This window comes from Tepidiphilus sp. HLB4, from assembly GCF_054823945.1.
Genome location: NZ_JSYB01000003.1, coordinates 1 through 20078, shown reverse-complemented (window position 1 = coordinate 20078; position 20078 = coordinate 1). Strand labels below are relative to the sequence as shown.

Annotated in this window: 18 protein-coding genes and 1 tRNA gene; 9 read left to right on the top strand and 10 right to left on the bottom strand. The window is 65.3% G+C overall.

All coding sequences use genetic code 11. From position 1 onward, the window contains the following. Positions 1-8 precede the first annotated feature (8 nt). Complete coding sequence (gene thrC / locus OA56_RS00450) at positions 9-1439, top strand: threonine synthase (protein ID WP_461583115.1); 1431 nt, start codon at positions 9-11, stop codon at positions 1437-1439. 67 nt (positions 1440-1506) lie between these two features. On the opposite strand, the gene nadC is transcribed toward thrC, so the two are convergent. After that, positions 1507-2355, bottom strand: coding sequence for a carboxylating nicotinate-nucleotide diphosphorylase (nadC, locus tag OA56_RS00445; protein ID WP_055424074.1), 849 nt, complete (start codon positions 2353-2355; stop codon positions 1507-1509). A gap of 53 nt (positions 2356-2408) precedes the next feature. Here nadC and OA56_RS00440 point away from each other — a divergent pair, with 53 nt between their 5' ends. Next, the gene (locus tag OA56_RS00440; protein WP_170210826.1) at positions 2409-3083 is read left to right on the top strand and encodes a M48 family metallopeptidase; all 675 of its coding nucleotides are present in this window, start codon (positions 2409-2411) and stop codon (positions 3081-3083) included. Between the two features lie 12 nt (positions 3084-3095). Here the strand turns inward: OA56_RS00440 and OA56_RS00435 are convergent, their stop codons facing one another. Together OA56_RS00435 and aceK are read right to left on the bottom strand one after the other, a co-directional pair. Further along, complete coding sequence (locus OA56_RS00435) at positions 3096-3767, bottom strand: OmpA family protein (protein WP_028873784.1); 672 nt, start codon at positions 3765-3767, stop codon at positions 3096-3098. 38 nt (positions 3768-3805) lie between these two features. Then, complete coding sequence (gene aceK, locus OA56_RS00430; RefSeq protein ID WP_055424076.1) at positions 3806-5602, bottom strand: bifunctional isocitrate dehydrogenase kinase/phosphatase; 1797 nt, start codon at positions 5600-5602, stop codon at positions 3806-3808. A 202-nt stretch (positions 5603-5804) separates the two neighbouring features. Here aceK and icd point away from each other — a divergent pair, with 202 nt between their 5' ends. Next, positions 5805-7049 carry an NADP-dependent isocitrate dehydrogenase gene (gene icd / locus OA56_RS00425; RefSeq protein ID WP_461583114.1) on the top strand — a complete coding sequence of 415 codons (1245 nt, stop codon included), beginning with the start codon at positions 5805-5807 and terminating at the stop codon, positions 7047-7049. Positions 7050-7069: 20 nt separating this feature from the next. Here icd and OA56_RS00420 read toward each other — a convergent pair whose 3' ends face one another. From OA56_RS00420 to OA56_RS00400, 5 genes are all read right to left on the bottom strand, one after another. Further along, positions 7070-7393: a DUF4212 domain-containing protein gene (locus tag OA56_RS00420; RefSeq protein ID WP_461583113.1), complete on the bottom strand. Its 324-nt coding sequence runs from the start codon at positions 7391-7393 to the stop codon at positions 7070-7072. Next, a complete protein-coding gene (locus tag OA56_RS00415; RefSeq protein WP_055424103.1) occupies positions 7390-9006 on the bottom strand; it encodes an MFS transporter in 1617 nt (538 codons plus the stop codon). The genes OA56_RS00420 and OA56_RS00415 overlap by 4 nt, the downstream gene beginning before the upstream one ends. A gap of 136 nt (positions 9007-9142) precedes the next feature. Continuing rightward, the gene (gene aceB, locus OA56_RS00410; RefSeq protein WP_141056616.1) at positions 9143-10744 is read right to left on the bottom strand and encodes a malate synthase A; all 1602 of its coding nucleotides are present in this window, start codon (positions 10742-10744) and stop codon (positions 9143-9145) included. 21 nt (positions 10745-10765) lie between these two features. Continuing rightward, a complete protein-coding gene (locus OA56_RS00405) occupies positions 10766-11524 on the bottom strand; it encodes a sulfite exporter TauE/SafE family protein (protein ID WP_461583112.1) in 759 nt (252 codons plus the stop codon). Between the two features lie 32 nt (positions 11525-11556). After that, positions 11557-12078, bottom strand: coding sequence for a bacteriohemerythrin (locus OA56_RS00400; protein ID WP_055424081.1), 522 nt, complete (start codon positions 12076-12078; stop codon positions 11557-11559). 81 nt (positions 12079-12159) lie between these two features. On the opposite strand from OA56_RS00400, the gene OA56_RS00395 reads away from it, so the two are divergent. Next, positions 12160-12618: an HIT family protein gene (locus tag OA56_RS00395; RefSeq protein WP_461583111.1), complete on the top strand. Its 459-nt coding sequence runs from the start codon at positions 12160-12162 to the stop codon at positions 12616-12618. A gap of 46 nt (positions 12619-12664) precedes the next feature. Then, positions 12665-12754, top strand: a tRNA-Ser gene (locus OA56_RS00390). Positions 12755-12790: 36 nt separating this feature from the next. On the opposite strand, the gene OA56_RS00385 is transcribed toward OA56_RS00390, so the two are convergent. Then, entirely contained in the window at positions 12791-14131 is a 1341-nt protein-coding gene (locus tag OA56_RS00385; protein ID WP_461583110.1) for a glycerate kinase type-2 family protein, read from the bottom strand. 7 nt (positions 14132-14138) lie between these two features. After that, positions 14139-15800: an L-lactate permease gene (locus OA56_RS00380; RefSeq protein WP_141056620.1), complete on the bottom strand. Its 1662-nt coding sequence runs from the start codon at positions 15798-15800 to the stop codon at positions 14139-14141. A 107-nt stretch (positions 15801-15907) separates the two neighbouring features. Here OA56_RS00380 and OA56_RS00375 point away from each other — a divergent pair, with 107 nt between their 5' ends. The 4 genes from OA56_RS00375 to OA56_RS00360 form a co-directional block, all read left to right on the top strand. Next, positions 15908-16990: a TRAP transporter substrate-binding protein gene (locus tag OA56_RS00375; RefSeq protein WP_055424085.1), complete on the top strand. Its 1083-nt coding sequence runs from the start codon at positions 15908-15910 to the stop codon at positions 16988-16990. 46 nt (positions 16991-17036) lie between these two features. Then, positions 17037-18443: an FAD-binding oxidoreductase gene (locus OA56_RS00370; RefSeq protein ID WP_055424086.1), complete on the top strand. Its 1407-nt coding sequence runs from the start codon at positions 17037-17039 to the stop codon at positions 18441-18443. Between the two features lie 69 nt (positions 18444-18512). After that, on the top strand, positions 18513-19082 hold the full coding sequence (locus OA56_RS00365; RefSeq protein ID WP_055424087.1) for a TRAP transporter small permease subunit: 570 nt from the start codon (positions 18513-18515) through the stop codon (positions 19080-19082). Further along, the coding region (locus OA56_RS00360) for a TRAP transporter large permease subunit (protein WP_461583109.1) at positions 19079-20078 on the top strand (1000 nt) is incomplete at its 3' end. The genes OA56_RS00365 and OA56_RS00360, both read left to right, overlap by 4 nt.

The window sequence follows — 20078 nt, the reverse complement described above, 5'->3', positions numbered from 1 at the left end:
AGGTGGCCGTGGAGTACTTGTCGACGCGCGGGCAGGCGCCCGTACTGAAGTTTTCCGACATCTTGCTGGAGGGGCTCGCCGCCGACGGCGGGCTCTACGTGCCGGCGCATTATCCCCATATTCCGCTCGAAGAGCTCGAGCGCCTGTCGCGCCTGCCCTATGGGGAACTCGCCTGGGAGCTGCTACGCCGCTACCTCGACGATATTGCCGAGGACGATCTCGCCCGGCTCGTGGTGCGCACCTATACCGCCACGCGCTACCCCTTCGCCCGCCATCCGGCGCGCGCCGCGCGCATCACGCCGCTCACCTGGCTGGAAGAGGGCCGTTTCGGGCTGCTCGAGCTCTCCAACGGCCCCACGCTCGCCTTCAAGGACATGGCCCTACAGCTGCTGGGCGAGCTCTTCGAGTACGTGCTCGAGCGCCGCGATGAGCGCTTGAACATCCTCGGTGCCACCTCGGGCGATACCGGCTCGGCCGCCGAATACGCCATGCGCGGGCGCGAGCGCGTGCAGGTCTTCATGCTCTCGCCGGCCGGGCGCATGAGCCCGTTCCAGCGCGCACAGATGTATTCGCTGCAGGAACCGAACATCCACAACCTCGCCGTCAAGGGGACCTTCGACGATGCCCAGGACATCGTCAAGGCGGTGAGCCAGGATGCCGAGTTCAAGCGCCGCCATCGCATCGGCGCGGTCAATTCGATCAACTGGGCGCGCATCGCTGCGCAGGTGGTCTATTACTTCGCCGGTTATTTCCAGTCGGCCGAGCGCGTGGGCGAGCCGGTGGCTTTCGCCGTGCCCAGCGGCAACTTCGGCAATATCCTCGCCGGGCACATCGCCCGCCAGATGGGGCTGCCCATCGGGTGTCTGATTCTGGCGACCAACGAGAACGACGTGCTCGACGAATTCTTCCGCACCGGCGTCTACCGCCCGCGCGCATCGAGCGAGACCTTCGCCACCTCCAGCCCGTCGATGGACATCTCCAAGGCCTCGAACTTCGAGCGCTTCGTCTTCGACCTGGTGGGGCGCGACGCCGAGGCGCTGCGCCGGCTGTGGCAGGCGCTGGAGACACAGGGATATTTCGACCTCAAGGGGACGCCGTATTGGGCGCGCTTGCCCGAATTCGGCTTCGTCTCCGGTCGCAGCACGCATGCCGACCGGCTCGCAACCATCCGCGACGTCTGGACGCGCCACGGCGTGCTCATCGATCCGCATACGGCCGACGCGGTGACGGTGGCACGCTGCGCTGGCATCGAGGACACGCCCGTGGTCGTGCTCGAGACGGCGCAAGCGGCGAAGTTCGCCGAGACGCTGCGCGAGGCGGTGGGATTCGAACCGCCGCGCCCGGCCGAACTCGCCGATCTGGAGCAACGGCCGCAGCGCGTCACACGCCTGCCCGCCGACGTGCAGCAGGTGAAGGACTACGTCGCGGCGCATGCCTGAGGGCGTGTGAATCGTTCCTGAGGACGCCTCGCTTGCCTGTGCGCAGGGGCCGCGGTCCTCCGGAGGCTCAGGTTTCGAGCAGGCGCAGCGAGAGGTCGACGGCACGCACGTCCTTGGTGAGCTTGCCCACCGAGATGCGGTCGACCCCCGTCTCGGCGATCGCCCGCACCCGCTCGAGCTCGACGCCGCCGGAGACTTCGAGCTCGGCGCGGCCGGCGTTGATCCACACGGCTTCCTTCATCTGCTCGAGCGTCATGTTGTCGAGCAGGATCATCTGCGCCCCGGCTTCCAGCGCTTCCGCGAGTTCGTCGAGCGTCTCCACCTCCACCTGGATGAAGGCGTGCGCCGCCCCTAGCGCCTGCGCCCGCGCGAGCGCCTGGCGGATGCCGCCAGCGGCGATGATGTGGTTCTCCTTGATGAGGATTCCGTCGTAGAGTCCCAGCCGGTGGTTGGTGCCGCCGCCCACGTGCACGGCGTATTTCTGCGCCAGGCGCAGCCCCGGCACCGTCTTGCGCGTGTCGACGATGCGGGCGCGCGTCCCTTCGACCGCACGCACGTAGGTGCGCGTGGTGCTGGCCGTGCCGGAGAGCAGCTGCAGGAAGTTGAGCGCCGTGCGTTCGGCGGTGAGCAGCGCCCGGGCGTTCGCCTCCACTTCACACAGCGTCTGCCCGGGTGCGACTTCCGCCCCCTCGGCGGCGTGCCAGGTGAAACTCGCCGCAGGGTCGAGCACGCGCAGCGTCGCCTCGAACCAGGGTTGGCCGCACAGGATCGCCGCTTCGCGGCTGATGACGCGGGCGCGTGTGCGGACATCGGCGTCGATCAGGCGGGCGGTGAGATCGCCCGTGCCGACGTCTTCGGCGAGCGCCTGGGCGACGTTGCGTTGGATCTCGATGCGCAGGGCTTCGGTGAAGAGCATGATGGCATCCTCGCAGGGTGGCATGAGTGAGGGCTATGGTAGCATCGCTGGCCATGAAAGCCGAAACCGGATTCTTGGAGGTCGACGGGGAAGTCGTGGAAGTGCGGCGTAAGCCCATCCGCCACTGGCATCTTCGTGTCATGCCACCCGACGGGCGTCTGCGCGTGTCCATTCCCCTGCATGCCGATGGGGACGCGGTATCGGCCTGGATACGAGGAAAATCGGCCTGGGTGCAAAAACAGCGATCGCGCTTGCGCCGTGAACCTCCGGATCGGGTCTGGCTCTTCGGGGTTCCCTATCCCTTGAAAATATCTCCGGACACAGGGGAGGCAGTGGTCCTTTTCGGCGAAGGGGAAGGATTTCTCGTGCGCGGTGTCCGGAGCCTGGACGAAGGGTGGAGGCTCCTGCGCGCCTGGCAGGGAGAGCGCCTCGCGCGATGCCTCGCGGAAATGCTACCCCACTGGCAGGAGCGAATGCACGCACCTTCCGTTCGTTGGCGCATCCGTCCCTGCAAATCCATCTGGGGCAGTTGTACCCGGGCCACGGGACGTTTGACGTTCAACCTCTATCTGGCCGAGCGCTCGCCCGATCTCATCGAATACGTGGTCGTCCATGAGCTCGCCCATCTGTTCCATGCACACCACGGCCCGGCGTTCTGGGCCATGGTGGCGCGCTACCTGCCGGATTGGCAACAGCGGCGCAGTGCGCTCAGACGGCCACTGGGCTGAATCTTCGGCCGGTCAGCCTTGGCCCTGCTGATCCACGATGGGCACGAGCAAAATCTCCACCCGGCGGTTCTTCGCCCGGCCCTCGGGAGTGCGGTTGTCGGCGATGGGACGGGTGGCGCCGAAGCCCACGGTCTGGATGCGGTTGGCCGGCACGCCGCGCTGGATGAGGTAGCTCGCCACCGCCTGAGCGCGGTTCTCCGACAGCGTCTGGTTGAAGGCCGCCGAACCGGTGGAGTCGGTGTGCCCCTCGATGCGCACGATGGTGTTGGGATACTGCTGCAGGCTCTGGGCGAGCTGGTCGAGTACGCTCATGAACTGCGGCTGCAGGGTGGCGCTGCCCGTTTGGAAGGTGATGGCCTCGGGCGCCTGCAGGCGGATGGTGTCGCCCTGGCGGTGGACCTCCACGCCGCTGCTCGCCATCTGGCGGCGCAGTTCGGCTTCCTGCTGGTCCATCTGGCGGCCGATGAGTCCGCCCACGGTGGCGCCCACCGCGGCGCCGATCAGCGTTCCTCCGGTTTTGGCGTTGTCGCTGGCCACGACCCGGCCGAGCACGCCGCCCGCCACCGCACCGATGGTGGCACCGGTGGCAGTCTTCGCATTCTCGCCGCGGTAGGGGTTTTCGGCGCAGGCGGCGAGCAGTGCCGTGGCGCCGAGAATGAGGAGGGGAAATCTCGTCTTCTTCATGGCAGTCCGTTCCATGGGGATCGTTTCATCGTTTTCCATTATGGCATCTCGCCGCCGGTTTGGGGTAACGAAGGCTTTCGCCGTTTCGGCGGGTAGAGACGGCAGAAGCGCAATTCTTCACCGTAAGGGAAGAAGTCCTCGACCATGCCGGCGCGGATGCGACGCTGCACCTCCTGCCAGAATTGGGGCGTGAGCAGGTCGCGATGGTATTTGAGGAAGGCTTTGCGGATGCGCGGATCGCCCAGCAGGAAAGTGGCGAACTCTTCGGGAAAGACGTCGAGCGGCCCGGCGCTGTACCAGGCTTCGCCCGAGAACTCCATCTCGGGGTAGGGCGCTGGCGGGATGGCGCGGAAATTGACGTCGGTCATGTACTCGATCTCGTCGTAGTCATAGAACACCACCCGGCCGTAGCGCGTCACCCCGAAGTTCTTCCACAGCATGTCGCCGGGGAAGATGTTGGCGATGGCCATCTCGCGGATGGCGTTGCCGTATTCGCGCACTGCGTGTTCGAGCGTTTCGTCGTCGGCGTTTTCCAGATAGAGGTTGAGCGGGGTCATGCGCCGTTCGATGTAGAGGTGCTTGATGACGATCTGGTCTCCCTCGATTTCGAAGGAAGAAGCGGCCACCGCACGCAGCTCTTCGAGCAGCTCCGGCGAGAAACGCGCCAGCGGCAGGGCCACCTGGGAGAATTCCAGGGTGTCGGCCATGCGCCCGACCCGGTCGACGCGCTTGACCATGAGGTATTTCTGCCGCACCGTTTCGCGGTCGATGTTCTTGCTGCTGCCGAAGACGTCCTTGATGATCTTGAAGACGTAAGGAAAGGAAGGCAGGGTGAATACGAGCATCACCATGCCCTTGATGCCGGGGGCGATGATGAAATGGTCGTTGGAGTGGCGCAAATGGGCGATGAGATCCCGGAAGAACATGGTCTTGCCCTGCTTGCCCAGCCCCAGCATGGTATAGAGCTCGGAGCGCGGCTTGTTGGGCAGGATAGAGCGCAGGAAATTGACGTAGCCAGAGGGCACTTCCATGTCGACGAGAAAGTAGGCCCGCGACAGCGAAAAGAGCACCGAGATGCGCCAGGCTTCGAGCAGGAGGGCATCGACCACCAGCATGCCCGAGTCGCCGTGGCGCACCGCCACCGCGAAGGGATACTCCTGGTGGCCGTTGATCGCCTTGCCAATCACGTAGGCGGTCTTGTTGCGATAGAAGGCGGAATAGAGTACCTGGATCTGGGCATTGACTTCCGGCGCCGGCCAGCGCCCGCCCAGGTGGCGCTTGACGGTGCGCAGGATGTAGAGCACGTCGCGATCCAGATCCTCGAACGGTCGCTGCCAGTCGAAGTCTTCGAGGATGCGCCGGATGGTGCGCCGCAGCCCCTCTTCCTTGGGATAGTAGCTGGTATAGACCGGAGGGAAGGACTCGATGTACTCGGTGGAGATCGCCGGACGGGCGAAGATGTACTGGTTGTTGAAGTAGCTGCGGTGCAGGATCTTGGTCGTCACCGAGTTGAAGAAGGTCTCGGCGAGTTCCGGTTGTTTGTGTTCGAGCAGATGACCGATGTAGTAGAGCTTCACCTGCTGCCAGGTCGCGTCGTCGAGGTGAGCGACGTCGAATTCGCGGCGCAGGCGTTCGACCGTCTCCTCGACGCGCTGGTCGTAGAATTCCACCCGCTCGCGCACCGCCTCGAGCAGCTTGGGCCAGTCGCCGGCCTCGAACAGCTCTTTGGCGCGGCTGGACGTTTCGCGGAAGATGCGGTAGTGGCGGTCGAACCCTTCGATCATCACGCGGGCCATCGCCTCGGCGATGCGCTCGGACGGCAGGGATGGGGACATCGTGTTTCCGCTCCGTGGCTCCTCGTGCTCATGAGGAAAATGATACAACGGCGCCGTTGCGTCGCGCGCTTTCGGATCGTGGGACTTTATTGGATAATACGAAATGGCGGCGCGCGAAGGCGCCAAACGGCTCGGGGCGGCGGTTGCGGCAGGGCGGCGGCCGGTGCACGACCCCGAAATGATGACATCAGGGAGAAGAACCGTGAGCTATTCCAAGATCAAGGTACCTGCGGGCGGCCAGAAAATCGTATTGGGTCAGCCGATCCCCGACGATCCCATCGTGCCCTACATCGAAGGCGACGGCATCGGCGTCGACATCACGCCGGTGATGATCGAGGTGATCGACGCGGCGGTGGCCAAGGCCTACGGCGGCAAGCGCAAGATCCACTGGATGGAAGTCTACGCCGGCGAGAAAGCCACCCGCGTCTACGGTCCCGACCAGTGGCTGCCCGAAGAGACGCTCGCGGCGCTCAAGGAATTCGCCGTGTCCATCAAGGGGCCGATGACCACGCCGGTGGGCGGCGGCATCCGCTCGCTCAACGTGGCGCTGCGCCAGGAGATGGACCTCTATCAGTGCATACGCCCCGTGCGCTACTTCAATGGCGTGCCCTCGCCGGTGAAGCGCCCCGAGCTCGTCGACATGGTGATCTTCCGTGAGAACACGGAAGACATCTACGCCGGCATCGAATGGCCGGCGCAGTCCGAAGGCGCGCGCAAGGTGATCGACTTCCTGCAAAAGGAAATGGGCGTGAAGAAGATCCGTTTCCCCGAAACCTCGGGAATCGGCATCAAGCCCGTGTCGATCGAGGGCACCACGCGCCTGGTGCGCGCGGCGATTCAGTACGCCATCGACAACGACCGCAAGTCGGTGACGCTGGTGCACAAGGGCAACATCATGAAGTTCACCGAAGGGCTCTTCCGCGACGTGGGCTACCGCGTAGCACAGGAGCAGTTCGGCGCCCAGCCCATCGACGGCGGCCCGTGGTGCAAGTTCACCAATCCGAAGACGGGGCGCGAGATCGTGGTCAAGGACGCGATCGCCGATGCTTTCCTGCAGCAGATCCTGCTGCGCCCGGCCGAGTACGACGTGATCGCCACGCTCAACCTCAACGGCGACTACATCTCGGACGCGCTGGCAGCCCAGGTGGGCGGCATCGGCATCGCCCCGGGGGCGAACGTCGGCGACAAATACGCCGTGTTCGAGGCCACGCACGGCACGGCGCCGAAGTACGCCGGGCTCGACAAGGTGAACCCCGGCTCGCTCATCCTCTCGGCCGAGATGATGCTGCGTTTCTTCGACTGGAAAGAGGCGGCCGATCTGGTCATCAAGGCGATGGAGCGCACCATCCAGGACAAGATCGTCACTTACGACTTTGCCCGCCTGATGGAAGGGGCGACCGAAGTGAGCTGCTCCGGCTTCGGCAAGGCGATGATCGAGCGCATGTGATTCGCCCCCTTGCCGTTGCGCTACGACGAAACCCGCCGCGAGGCGGGTTTTTTAATGGGAGTCCAATCTCCGGGCCGGCGCGCCTGGCGCTCCCAACGATTGATCGCTATGGCATAGACCGTGGCAATGACCGTAAAGAGCAAAGGGGAGGCCGTCGACAGCAGCAGAAAACCCAAGGGTACGCCACCCACGGAGATCGTATTGAGCGCTTCGGCGTACCAGGCGGCGCCGAGATTGAAGGCGAACCACAAGAGCAGCAAGGCGAAGGTGAGCCGGCGCGTGCGTCGCCAGTACCAGAGGACGAGCTCTTCCTGATCGTCGGGGGAAGAGGGGGTCGGCATCATTGGGCCTGTAGCCTCGTGCTGCTGCGCACGTACCACACGGTAGCCAAGGGCGCGATGAGCCCAATGGCGATCACGGCAGTGAGCAGCATACCGAGCTGGGAATAGTCGGCCGGCACGAGCACCGTGCCGTCGGGGGCGCGCACCTCGCGCGTGACCACGAAGATCGTGTTGAGGTACTTCGTGCCCAGCTCGGCGGCCGACAACGCCAGATTGGTGAAGGAAGCCATCACGGCGAAAAACGTGGCCTTGAGGTGTGGCGGCGCCGAGTGCGCGATCCAGGCGAGCATGGGCACCATCGACACTTGTCCCAGCGGCGATTCGACGGCGGTATTGACCAGGGCAATGAAGCGCGCGTCGATCACGCCGTGGGTCATCCGGCTGGTCCATTCGTGCAGGCCGTGATACATCCCCAGGTAGGGCAGCGAGAGCAGCGATCCGATCACCGACAGGATCACCACGATGTCGAGAATGGAGCGCTCGGCCATGAAGCGGCGGAAGATGAAGAGCCCCGCCAAGGTGAGCACCGAGCCGATCAGGGAAAGCCTGGCAAGGAAGGATTGGTCGAAGCCGAGCACGTCGATCATCCACCAGGTGAGCCCCGGACCGGCGGTGGGCGTGGCGCGGAAGACGAAGATCACCAGCGCCGTGCCGGCGAGGGTACGCCGCGCCAAGGGCGTGAGTTCGTTCATGAGGCGGCGCATCAAAAAGAGGATCACCGCCATCGAACCGACGAAGATCACCTCTTGGTTGCCGGGAAAATCCAGCAGCCCCATCGTCACGGTGAAGGCGACGAAAAAGAGGCTCCCCCACAGCAGTGGCCAGTTGGGCGCCGGAGCTTCCACGCTGGCTTCGTTCCACAGGGCCGGGTCGAGGCCGCGCCGCAGGTGGCGGCGCCGCGCCTGCCGGCGCATCCAGGCCGCCATGAGCACGCCGGAGACCGACACGAGAGGGATGACGAGCGCCAGCGCATACACCCGCGCATAGAGCGGGGCTTTCTGCGCCGCCGTGAGCTGCTCGGTACCCGAGAAAACGAGCACATTGGCGAGCGACACCAGCACTCCGCCGCCAAGGATCGCGATGCGCCCCAGCGTCTGCAGCGTGGTGTGCATGAGCTTGATCTGCGCCTCGGGCAGTGGCTCGCCGCGCTCGTCGCGCGTGGGCACCGCCTCCACCGTCATCGCGTCGGCCACCACGTCCTGCAAGACGTAGCCGAGCGGTGCGAGTAGCGTCGAGAGCACGTACCAGTAGGAAACGGGCCACAACGCCGCCATTGCCTCCCGGTCGGTGGTGAGCCCGATCATGATGAGAAGGCTCGCGGCGATCAGGGCGGCGCCCAGCCAGACGAAGAGCGCCTTGCGGCGCCAGAAGAGATCGACCAGATGCCCCAAGGGCATTTTCAGCGCCCAGGGGATGCCGGCCCAGAAACCGAGCGCGGCGAGAAAGGCCGCCGAGAGGTCGAGGTATTCCTTGACGAAGAAGGTACCGGCGATGCCGGTGAGTCCCGAGATGCCCGCCGCCATGTAGATCATGAGCGGCGGCAGGAAGCTCCAGCGCCATTCCTTGGCCAGTTCCAGCACGTCGTCCCGCCACCAGCGGCGCAGGGCAAGCATCAGGCGCAAGGGCAACGCGGGACGCATCGTCATGCCGCATCATCCTTTGGTGCGAGCAGCGCATGCCGCCCCGCACGGCAGCGGGGCGGGTCCAGGTCGGTGCGATGCTTCCGCGGGAAGAAACGCACCGTGGCCAGGCTCAGGGCAGCTCTTCGTAGAGGGGCAGTGTGAGGAATTCGGTGAATTCCTCGCTGAGTGCCATCTTCTCGAAGATCTTCGCCGCCTTGTCGTAGTTGGCGGTGTCTTCCCCTTGCGCAGAGACTTCTGCCTTGACTTTGGCGAGCTCTTCGGGGATGAGGGTACGCACCAGCTCCGCCGTCACCTTGCGCCCGTCGTCCAGCACGCCTTTGGGGCTGTAGATCCACTGCCAGACCTGGGCGCGGGCGATCTCGGCGGTGGCGGCGTCTTCCATCAGGTTGTGGATCGCCACTGCGCCGTTGCCGCCCAGCCAGGAGCCCAGATAATGGATGGCTACGTTGATGTTGTTGCGTAGCCCCCCTTCGGTGATAGGCTTTTCCGGCTGGAAGTTGAGGAAGTCGCGCGCGGTGAAGGTCTCGTCGCGCTGCTTGTCCCACTGGTTGGGCCGATCGCCCAGCACGGCCTTGAATTCCTCCATGGCCACCTCGACCAGGCCCGGGTGGGCCACCCAGCCGCCGTCGAAACCGTCGTTGGCGTCGCGTCGCTTGTCGTGGCGCACGCCGGCGAGCGCCCGTTCGTTCGCTTCCGGGTCGTTCTTGATCGGGATGAGCGCGCTCATGCCGCCGATGGCCGGCGCGCCGCGCTTGTGGCAGGCTTTGACGAGCGCGAGCGCATAGGCGCGCATGAAGGGGACTTCCATGGTGATGCGGGCGCGGTCGGCCAGGCAGAAGTCCTTGTCCTTACGGAACTTCTTGATGCAGGAGAAGATGTAATCCCAGCGCCCGGCGTTGAGCCCGGCGGAGTGGTCGCGCAGCTCGTAGAGGATCTCTTCCATCTCGAAGGTGGCGAGGATCGTCTCGATGAGCACCGTGGCCTTGATGGTGCCGCGTGGCAGCCCCAGTTCGTCCTGGGCGAAGCAGAAGACGTCGTTCCACAGGCGCGCTTCGAGATGGCTCTCGAGCTTGGGCAGGTAGTAGAAGGGGCCTTGGCCGCGCGCGAGCTGCTCTTTGGCGTTGTGGTAGAAGGCGAGGCCAAAGTCGAAGAGCGAGCCGGAGAGGCGCTGTCCGTCAACGGTGACGTGTTTTTCGTCGAGATGCCAGCCGCGCGGACGGATCTGCAGCACGGCGATCTGGTCGGCGAGCTTGTATTCCTTGCCGTTTTCGGCCACGAAGTCGATTTTGCGGCGAATGGCGTCGTAGACGTTGATCTGCCCCTGCACCTGGTTGAACCAGTTGGGGCTGTTGGAATCCTCGAAGTCGGTCATGTAGCTGTCCGCCCCCGAGTTGAAGGCATTGATGACCATCTTGCGGTCCGCCGCCGGGCCGGTGATTTCGGCGCGACGGCATTCGAGCGCCTTGGGTAGCGGCGCGATCTTCCAGTCGCCCTCGCGCACGGCGCGCGTCTCGGGCAGGAAGTCGGGTTTTTCGCCGGCGTCGATGCGCGCCTGGCGTTCTTGCCGTGCGCGCAGCAGCTCCTGGCGGCGGGGTTCGAAGCGGCGGTGCAGTTTGGCGACGAACTCGAGCGCGCCAGGGGTGAGGATTTCGTCGAAACGCGGGTGCAGCGGCGCGTGCAGTTGCACGCCTTGGGGCAAGGCGATGGTCATGGGGTTTCCCTCTCTTCTCGATCAAAAAAGGAAATAATAAAGCGTGAGTGCCGTTCCCACCAAGAGGATGAAGCGGCGCAGCCAAATGGCCGGCAGGCGGCGCGCCACGTATCCGGCCAGATATCCCCCCACGGCGGCGGCGAGCAAGACCACGAGCGTGTGCGGCCAGCTCACCGCGCCGCCCAGGGTGAAGGTGAGGGCGGCCACGCTGTAGATCACCGCCGAGAGCCAGTTCTTCAGCGCGTTGATCTCGTTGAGGTCCTCGATGCCCTGCATGGCGATGGCGGCGATCATCACGATGCCCATGCCGGCGCCGAAAAAACCGCCATAGATCGACACCAGCAGCTGGAAGAGCGTGCCGCCCCAGCCCAGCGCCTGGCGCGGCCCGGCGCGGCGACGCGCTTCCAGCCAGCGGTTGATGCGCGGCGCAAGCGCGAAGAGGAGCGTGGCCGTGAGCAGCAACCAGGGAACGAGGCGGGCGAAGAGGGCGTTGCTCGTCACCAGCAGCAAGCCACCGCCCAGCGCGCCGCCGACGAAGGCGGCGAGCGTCAGGCGCGGCAGGTGCTGGCGGTAGCGGGCGAGCTCGCGGCGATAGGCCCAGGCGCTCGCCAGGCTCGCCGGCCACAGGGCCACCGAGTTGCTCGCGTTGGCAGTGACCGGTGGCAGGCCAATGGCGAGCAGCGCCGGAAAGGAGAGGAAGGTGCCGCCGCCAGCGATCGCGTTCATCGCGCCGGCGCCAAACCCGCCCAGTGCGAGCAGGATCCAGTCGCTTGCCGTCATCTTTCCCTCCGCTCGATTGGATGCGAAGGATTCTAGCCGGGAGTGGCTGTTTGGTGCGTTTTTTCCGGAGGGCGGGAAGGGGCGTCGGCCGGGTTCCAGTCACGGGGGAATCGCTCCAGCCAGGGGCGCAGCTGAAGGTCTTCCTTGATGATGTGGTCGATGAGCCAGGAGCGCAGCAGCGAGAGCAGGTCGCGTCGGGTGTCGTCGTCTAGGGCATCGAGCGTGGTGCGATCGACCGGCTGGGCGAGGATGCGACCGGTGAGGTCTTGCAGCTGCCGTTTGAGCGTTTCGTGCGCGCGGTGATGCTCGCCGAGGTGAGGGTAGCCTGCTGCCCGTTGGATTGCCTCTTCGCGCGTGAAGTGCTCCTCGGTGTAGCGGGCGAGTTCGTCGAGCGCGACGGTGAGCTGGGCGAGCGAGGCGCGCCTGAGGATCAGCGACTGGATGCGGTCGACGAGCTCGATCAGCCAGCGGTGGTCGCGGTCGATGGCGTCGTTGTGCACCGAGAGCGCCTCGCGCCATTGAAGCTGGAACGCAGGCTCGGGTCGGGGATCCATGGCGGGCGAATTCATGGCGGTCGCTTGCAGCGCAATAAAGAGCGGATTATAGTGATCCAATTCACGTTTGGGGAATGTGCTATGCCGCCTTCTGCCGATCGTTTCGATAGCTGCCCTCTATGCCTTGGGAAAGCGGAAGACGTCCTGTGGCGCGACGCGCGCTGCCGCATCATCGACGCTCGCCACGCCGACTACCCTGGCTACCTGCGCGTGATCTGGGAAGCGCACGTCGCCGAGATGACGGACCTGGGCGCGACCGACTGCGCGCACCTGTGGCAGGTGCTGCTTGGCGCGGAGCGCGTGCTGCGCCGTCTCATGAGCCCGGACAAGGTGAACCTCGCCAGTCTGGGCAACATGGTGCCGCACCTGCACTGGCACGTGATTCCGCGCTATCGCGACGACGCGCACTTTCCCGATGCCATCTGGGCCCCGCCGCGCCGTCGCGGTTCGTCGCCGCACGCCGTGATCCTTCCCTCGGCGACGCTTGCCGCCGCGCTGCGGGCAGAGTTGGGCGGCAGCGGAGCGACGGCATTCGCCTGAACTTGCGGTAGAATCGCCTGCGCCGGCGCGCAAGGCGCTGGTGCACGGAGGCGTGGCCGAGCGGTTGAAGGCAGCGGTCTTGAAAACCGCCAGGGGTTTGCGCCCCTCGTGAGTTCGAATCTCACCGCCTCCGCCATTTTTCTTTGTTTTTCAATACCTTCAATACAGATCGTCATTTTCCTGCTTCGATCAGGATGATGTCGATGTCCATCACGTTCGTCCCGGTCGGCCCGGGACGGAAGTGGCTGCAGTCCCCGGTGAGGGCATCGAACGTGGCGAAAAACGTATAGGAATCGCAGCGCGCGAGAAAATCGTCGGGGTCGAGCCCCAGCGCGCGGGCGCGGGCGATGGTGTCGCCATCGACATAGGCGCCGGCAGCGTCGGTGGGACCATCGGTGCCGTCGGTGCCGGCGGCAAGGAGCGAGATGCGGGGATGGCCCGAGACCTCCCGCGCGAAGGCGAGCGCCAGGTGCTGGTTGCGTCCGCCCTTGCCGTTACCGAGCACCTGCACCGTGGTCTCGCCGCCTGCGAGCAGGCAGCGCCGTTCCTTCGTCGATCGTTCCTCGTTCAGTGCAATGTGCGCCAGATGGTGGGCAGCGGCGACGGCATCGCCTTGCAGCGTCTCGGTGAGAAGGGTGCTGCGATAGCCCAGGCGCTGCGCTGTCGCTTGCGCCGCGATCAGCGCCTCGTGCAGGTTCCCGATTACCGCCGTGTGGCTGCGGGCGAGCCGGGGATCGCCCGGTTTGGGTGACTCGGGAATTTCTCCTCTCAGGCCGCGGCGCAGGTGTGCCGCCACGCGCGACGGAACGCGTGCTTGCAGGCCATGGCGCTCGAGGATGGACCAGGCTTCGGCATGGGTGGAAGGATCCGCGACCGTCGGGCCAGAGGCGATGACTTCCAGCGGATCGCCGATCACGTCCGAGAGCACGAGCGTGAGGAGGGTGGCCGGATGGGCGGCCACGGCGAGCCGTCCACCCTTGACGGCCGAGAGGTGTTTGCGCACCGTGTTGAGTTCGCGGACGTCGGCGCCGGCGGCGAGCAGCAAGGCGGTGGTTTCTTGGATGTCTGCCAGCGTCAGGCCGGGCAGAGGGTGCTCGAGCAGGGCCGAAGCACCACCGGTGAGCAGGCACAGCACCAAAGTACGTTCGTCGGCCTCCTCCAGCAATTGCAGGATGCGGGCGGTCGCGGCGAGGCCGGCCGCGTCGGGGACGGGGTGCGCCGCTTCGGCGAGCTCGATCGTGCGCAGAGGAGCGGCATGGCCGTACTTGACGACGACGAGGCCGGCGGTGAGCCGATCGCCGAGCAAGTCCTCCGCCGCCTGGGCCATGGCCGCCGCTCCTTTCCCCGCTCCGACGACGAGGAGGCGCTCGAAGCGTTCGAGCGCGTAGGATGTGCCGTCATTGAGCAGCAGGCGGTCGGCGTCGCGCCGCACGGCCCGCCGCAGCGCCGCGCCGGGGGCGACGGCAGCGATGGCGGCGTGGAAAATGGCCTCGTGCGGCTGGGGAAGGCGCACTGCGGGCTTACCTGATCACCATGGACGTGAAAGGCGGCACGTAGGCCTGCAGCGTCACGAAGATCCCCATCAGGCAGGCGAGGGCGATCGAATGGAAGAAGACATAGCGCAGGATGTCGCCTTCGTGGTGGAACCAGCGCGTGGCAGTGGAGGCGACGACGATGGACTGGGCGTCGATCATCTTGCCCATCACGCCGCCGGAGCTGTTCGCCGCACCCATCAAGTTCGGCGACAGACCCAGCTGTTCGGCCGCCACCTTCTGCATGCCGCCGAAGAGCACGTTGGAGGCGGTGTCCGAGCCGGTGAGCGCCACGCCGAGCCAGCCCATCAGAGTGCCGAAGAAAGGATAGAACATGCCCGTGGTGGCGAAGGCCAGCCCCAGCGTGGTATCCAGTCCCGAGTAGCGCGTCAGCGTGCCGAGCGCGAGCATCAGCACGATGGTGAGCAGCGAGTAGCGCACGAGCCACAGCGTCCGGCCATAGGATTTGAAGAGGGCGGGCAGGCGATAGCCCATCACCAATCCGCCGATGATCGCGGCGACGAAAATGGCGGTGCCGGTCATCGACAGCACGCTGAAGACGAACTCGGCCGACTCCGGCGTGGGCTGGGGAACCACTGGCGGCACCTTTTCCACCATTTTATGCAGGCCTTCGATGACGAACTTGGGTGCCCACAGGGAATTGAGCCAATTTTTGACTGCCGGAAGACCCCAGACGAAGACCGAGACGGTGAGGATGACCCAAGGCGTCCAGGCCTTGATCACCTCGGCGCGCGGTGGGCGGGCGATCGGCGTGGCGGGTGGCGGCGTACCACCGTCGTCTTCGTGGCCGACGATGGAGGCCGAAGTCCAGAGGCGGCGCGGTTGCCACACTTTCAAGAAAGCCACCAGCGCGGCCATGGAGCAGAGGGCGGCGATCACGTCGACCAGCTCCGGGCCGATGAAATTCGACACGAGGAATTGGGGAATCGCGAAACTCACCCCCGTCACCAGGATCGCCGGCCACACTTCCTTCATGCCGCGCCAGCCGGCGAAGGCCCAGATGAGCCAGAAGGGCACGAGCACGGAGAAAAACGGCAGCTGCCGACCGACCATGGCACTGATCTCGTACACATCGTAGCCGTGGACCTTGGCGAGCGTGATGATGGGGGTGCCGAGCGCGCCGTAGGCGACCGGCGCCGTGTTGGCAATCAGGCTCAGGCCCGAGGCGGCGAGCGGCGAAAAGCCAAGGCCGATCAGGAGCGCCGCCGTGACCGCCACGGGCGTGCCGAAACCCGCCGCGCCTTCGAAGAACGCCCCGAAGGCGAAGGCGATGAGCAGGAGCTGAAGCCGTCGGTCCTCCGTGATGCCGGCGATCGATTCCTGCAGCACGCGGAAGCTGCCATTCTGCGTCGTGAGCTGGTGCAGGAAGATCACGTTGAGTACGATCCAGCCGATGGGGAAGAGCCCAGTGAGCGCGCCGAGGAAGGCGGCCTTGGTCGCCATCGGCGTGGGCATGCCAAACGCGACGATGGCGATGGCGAGCGCCGCGATCAACCCCAATCCCGCCGCGATATGGGCGCGCAACCGGACGATGCCCAGCCCGATCAGCAGAACCGCCACGGGGATGGCGGCGATGAGGGTGGACACGATCATGTTTCCGAATGGGTCATAGACTTGCTGCCAGGTCATGTCTCGTCTCCTCTCTTGGTGTGGTTATTGGCGGTCGATTGTCGTCGGCGCCGTTTCATTGTACCCTAATCGAAATATTGTATCGTTTGATAAAAAGTGGAGGAGGGATGCAACGACGTCGTTTCATCCAGGGAACCGGCTTGGCCGGAATCCTTTTTTCCGGGATGGCTCCGGCCGTGGTAATGGCCCAGCGCAACGTGCGCTGGCGCCTGGCCTCGAGCTATCCGCGTTCGCTCGACACGCTCTTCGGCGTGAGCGAGGATTTTGCGCGCAACGTCGCCGACCTGACCGACGGTGCCTTTCAGATCGACATTTCGGCCGGAGGGGAGATCGTTCCGGCGCTGAGTGTGTTCGATGCGGTGCAAAACGGCACGGTGGAGATGGCGCACGCCATCACCTTTTATTTCATCGGCAAGAATGAGGCCTTCGCCTTCGACGCGATCCTGCCTTTCGGCATGAACGCCCGGATGATGAATGCCTGGATGTACGATGGTGGGGGATTGCAGCTCCTGCGCGAGATCTATGCCCGTTACGGCATCGTCAATTTCCCCCTAGGCAATACCGGAGCGCAGTGGGGCGGGTGGTATCGCAAGGAGATCCGCTCGGTCGATGATTTGAAGGGCCTGAAGATGCGCATGGGCAACATGGCCGGCCACGTGCTCGGCAAGCTCGGGGCGGTGTCCCAGGCCATTCCCGGCGGCGAGGTCTATCAGGCGCTGGAGAAAGGGACGATCGACGCAGTGGAATGGAGCTCGCCCTACGACGACCAGAAGCTGGGTTTTCATCGCGTCGCTCCCTACGGCTATTATCCGGCATGGTGGGAGGGCAGCGCCCAGGTGACCTTGCTCGTCAATGCCAAGGCGTACGAATCCTTGCCCAAAGCCTATCAGGAAGCGATCCGCATCGCCGCCACCGACGCGCACACCCGCATGCTCGCCAAGTACGATGCACGCAATCCCGAGGCGCTGCGCCGCCTCATCGCCGAGGGGGCCAAGATCCAGCGCATGCCCAAGGAGGTAATGGACGCGGCCTTCAAGGCGAGCCGCGAGGTCTTTGCCGAGTTCGAGGCGAAGAGCGAGGATTTCCGCCGCTTGAACGCGCAATACCAGAAGTTCCTGCGCGACGAATACGCCTGGTTCCGCCTCTCGGAGCTGAGCTACGACCAATACATGGCCGGTTTGCCGCTGTGAGCGCCCAGTGCGCTCGCTCTGAGCGACCCTTCCCGAGGACGAAACGATGGACGTCTCACCCCGCGATTTGCCTTTGGCGGCCGAGCTGCCGCCGACTTTGGTCGAGGAGTTGACCCTGCTGCTCGGCGAGCGTTTCACCCAGTCGCCCGGCGTGTGTGCGCACCACGGGCACGACGAATCCCACTTCCCCGACCGGCCGCCGCAGGCGGTGGCTTTCGTCGAGAGCAGGGAAGAGATTGCCGCCCTGCTGCGCGCCTGCTCGGCGCACCGCGTACCGGTCATCCCCTTCGGCGCGGGCTCTTCGCTCGAGGGGCACGTCCTGGCCGTCCACGGGGGGATTGCCCTCGACTGCACCCGCATGGATCGCATCCTCGAAATCGAGCCGGCAGACATGCTCGCGGTGGTGCAGCCAGGGGTGACGCGCAAGCAGTTGAACAACGCCTTGCGCGGTACGGGACTCTTCTTTCCCATCGACCCAGGGGCGGACGCCTCGATCGGCGGGATGACGGCCACGCGCGCCTCGGGCACCAACGCGGTGCGCTACGGCACCATGCGCGAGAATGTGCTGGCGCTCGAGGTGGTGCTCGCCGACGGGCGAATCCTGCGCACGGGCACGCGGGCGAAGAAATCCTCCGCCGGCTATGATCTGACGCGGCTCTTCGTCGGTTCGGAGGGGACGCTGGGGGTTTTCAGCGAGGTCACGGTGCGCTTGCATCCGCTGCCGGAGGAGATGGCCGCGGCGGTGGTGCGTTTCCCTTCGATGCAGGCGGCGGTGGAAACGGTGATCCGCACCATCCAGAGCGGCGTGCCCGTCGGGCGCGTCGAATTCCTCGACGAGGTCTCGATCCACGCCATCAACCGTTACAGCAAGACCGACCTTGCCGAGGCGCCCACGCTCTTCTTCGAGTTCCATGGCTCACCGAGCGCGCTCGAGGAGCAGGTGGCGCTCGTCCAAGAGCTCGCGCGCGAACACGGTGCCGAGGACTTCGCCTGGGCAAGCCGCCCGGAGGATCGCTCCCGCTTGTGGGAGGCACGGCATCAAGCTTACTTCGCCTGCATCAACCTGCGTCCAGGCTGCCGCGGCATCACCACCGATTCCTGCGTGCCGATCTCCAAGCTGGCCGAGGCGGTGCTGCGGGCGCGAGCGGCGATCGATGCTTCCGGCCTGATCGCCCCCATCCTGGGGCACGTGGGCGACGGCAATTTCCACACGGTGATCCTGATCGATCCGGAAGACGAGGCCGAACTTGCGCGCGCCGAGGCCCTGAGCGCCGAACTCGTGGCGATCGCCCAGTCGCTGGGTGGAACCTGCAGCGGCGAGCACGGCGTGGGCATGGGCAAGCGCGAGTTCGTCGCGCACGAGGCGGGCGAGGTGGGCGTGGCGCTGATGCGCTCGATCAAGGCTGCGCTCGACCCGAAAGGAATCCTCAACCCGGGCAAACTCGTACCGTGAGCCAGCGGCTTTCAAGCTGGCGGTGATCGGTTGTCTTATAATTTATCTTTTTTACGAAGGGGCGGTGCGATGCAGGCTTGGCTGAGGCTGTCGCGCGGCATCGACGCGCTCAACCGGTTCTTCGGGCGAATTGCGATCTGGTTCATCTTCGCCGCCACCGTGTTGAGCGCCGGCAATGCCATCGTGAGAAAACTCCTGAACGTAGGCTCGAACGCCTGGCTCGAGGCGCAGTGGTATCTCTACGCGGCGGCCTTCATGCTGGCGGCGGCGCTCACGCTGCGCAACAACGAGCACGTGCGCATCGACATCCTGATCTCGCGCTTCTCGCTGCGCACGCAGGCGTGGATGGATCTCTTCGGCCTGTTCTTCATGCTGCTGCCGGTGTGCGTGGGCGTGCTCTATTTCTCCATCCCTTTCTTCTGGCAGGGTTTCGTCTCCGGCGAGATGTCCTCGAATTCCGGCGGGCTCATTCGCTGGCCGGTCTACCTCACGATTCCCGTCGGTTTCACGCTTTTGTTGCTTCAGGGAATTTCCGAGGCGATCAAGCGCGTCGCCTTTCTCCGGGGCGCCTTGCCTTCGCCTTTCGTCAAGGAAAGCGATGAAACGCCGCCGGCCGGCGGCGCCGAGGGAGCACGATGATGGCCTGGCTTGCACAGAATCTCGCGCCCCTGATGTTCCTGGGGCTGGTCTTCTTTCTGCTCTACGGCTTTCCGGTGGCGTTCGCCCTTGGGGCGTGCGGCTTGTTCTTCGGCTTGATCGGCATCGAGCTCGGTCTGCTTTCGCCGGTGTTCTTCCAGGCGTTGCCGCTGCGCATCTTCGGCATCATTCAAAACGAGACGCTGCTCGCCGTGCCTTTCTTCACCTTGATGGGCCTGGTGCTCGAGCGCTCGGGCATGGCCGAGGATCTGCTCGACACCATCGGCCAGCTTTTCGGCTCGGTGCGCGGGGGGCTTGCCTTCGCCGTGATCTTCGTCGGGGCGCTGCTTGCCGCCACCACCGGCGTGGTGGCGGCTTCCGTGATTTCCATGGGGCTCATCTCGCTGCCCATCATGCTGCGCTACGGGTACGATCGCAAGCTCGCCAGCGGTGTGATCGCCGCTTCGGGCACCCTGGCACAGATCATTCCCCCTTCGCTCGTGCTGATCGTGCTCGCCGACCAGCTGGGCAAGAGCGTGGGCGATCTCTACAAAGGGGCGTTCATCCCCGCGTTTGCCCTGGTGGGGCTCTACGTGCTCTACGTGATCGGTCTGACGATCCTGCGTCCGAAAGACCTGCCGGCCCTGCCGCCGGAGGCGCGGACCATCCGCGAGAACGACGGTTCGAGCGGCACGCGTTCGGTGGCTGTGCTGGCGGCGATCGCGATCACGGTGGGCATCGTCGCCGGCCAGCACTACAATGAAATGCTCGCCTGGCTCGTCGGCGGCGAGCCCAAGGAACAGCCGGTCGACGAGACGGTGGTGGTGGCGACCACCTTCGCCGCGCTCATCGCCTTCGTGATCGCGCTCATCAACCGCGCCTTCCGTTTGGGGCTGCTCTCGCGCATGGCCGAGCGGGTCACTTTCGTGCTCATTCCGCCGCTCGCGCTTATCTTCCTCGTGCTCGGCACCATCTTTCTCGGCGTGGCCACGCCCACCG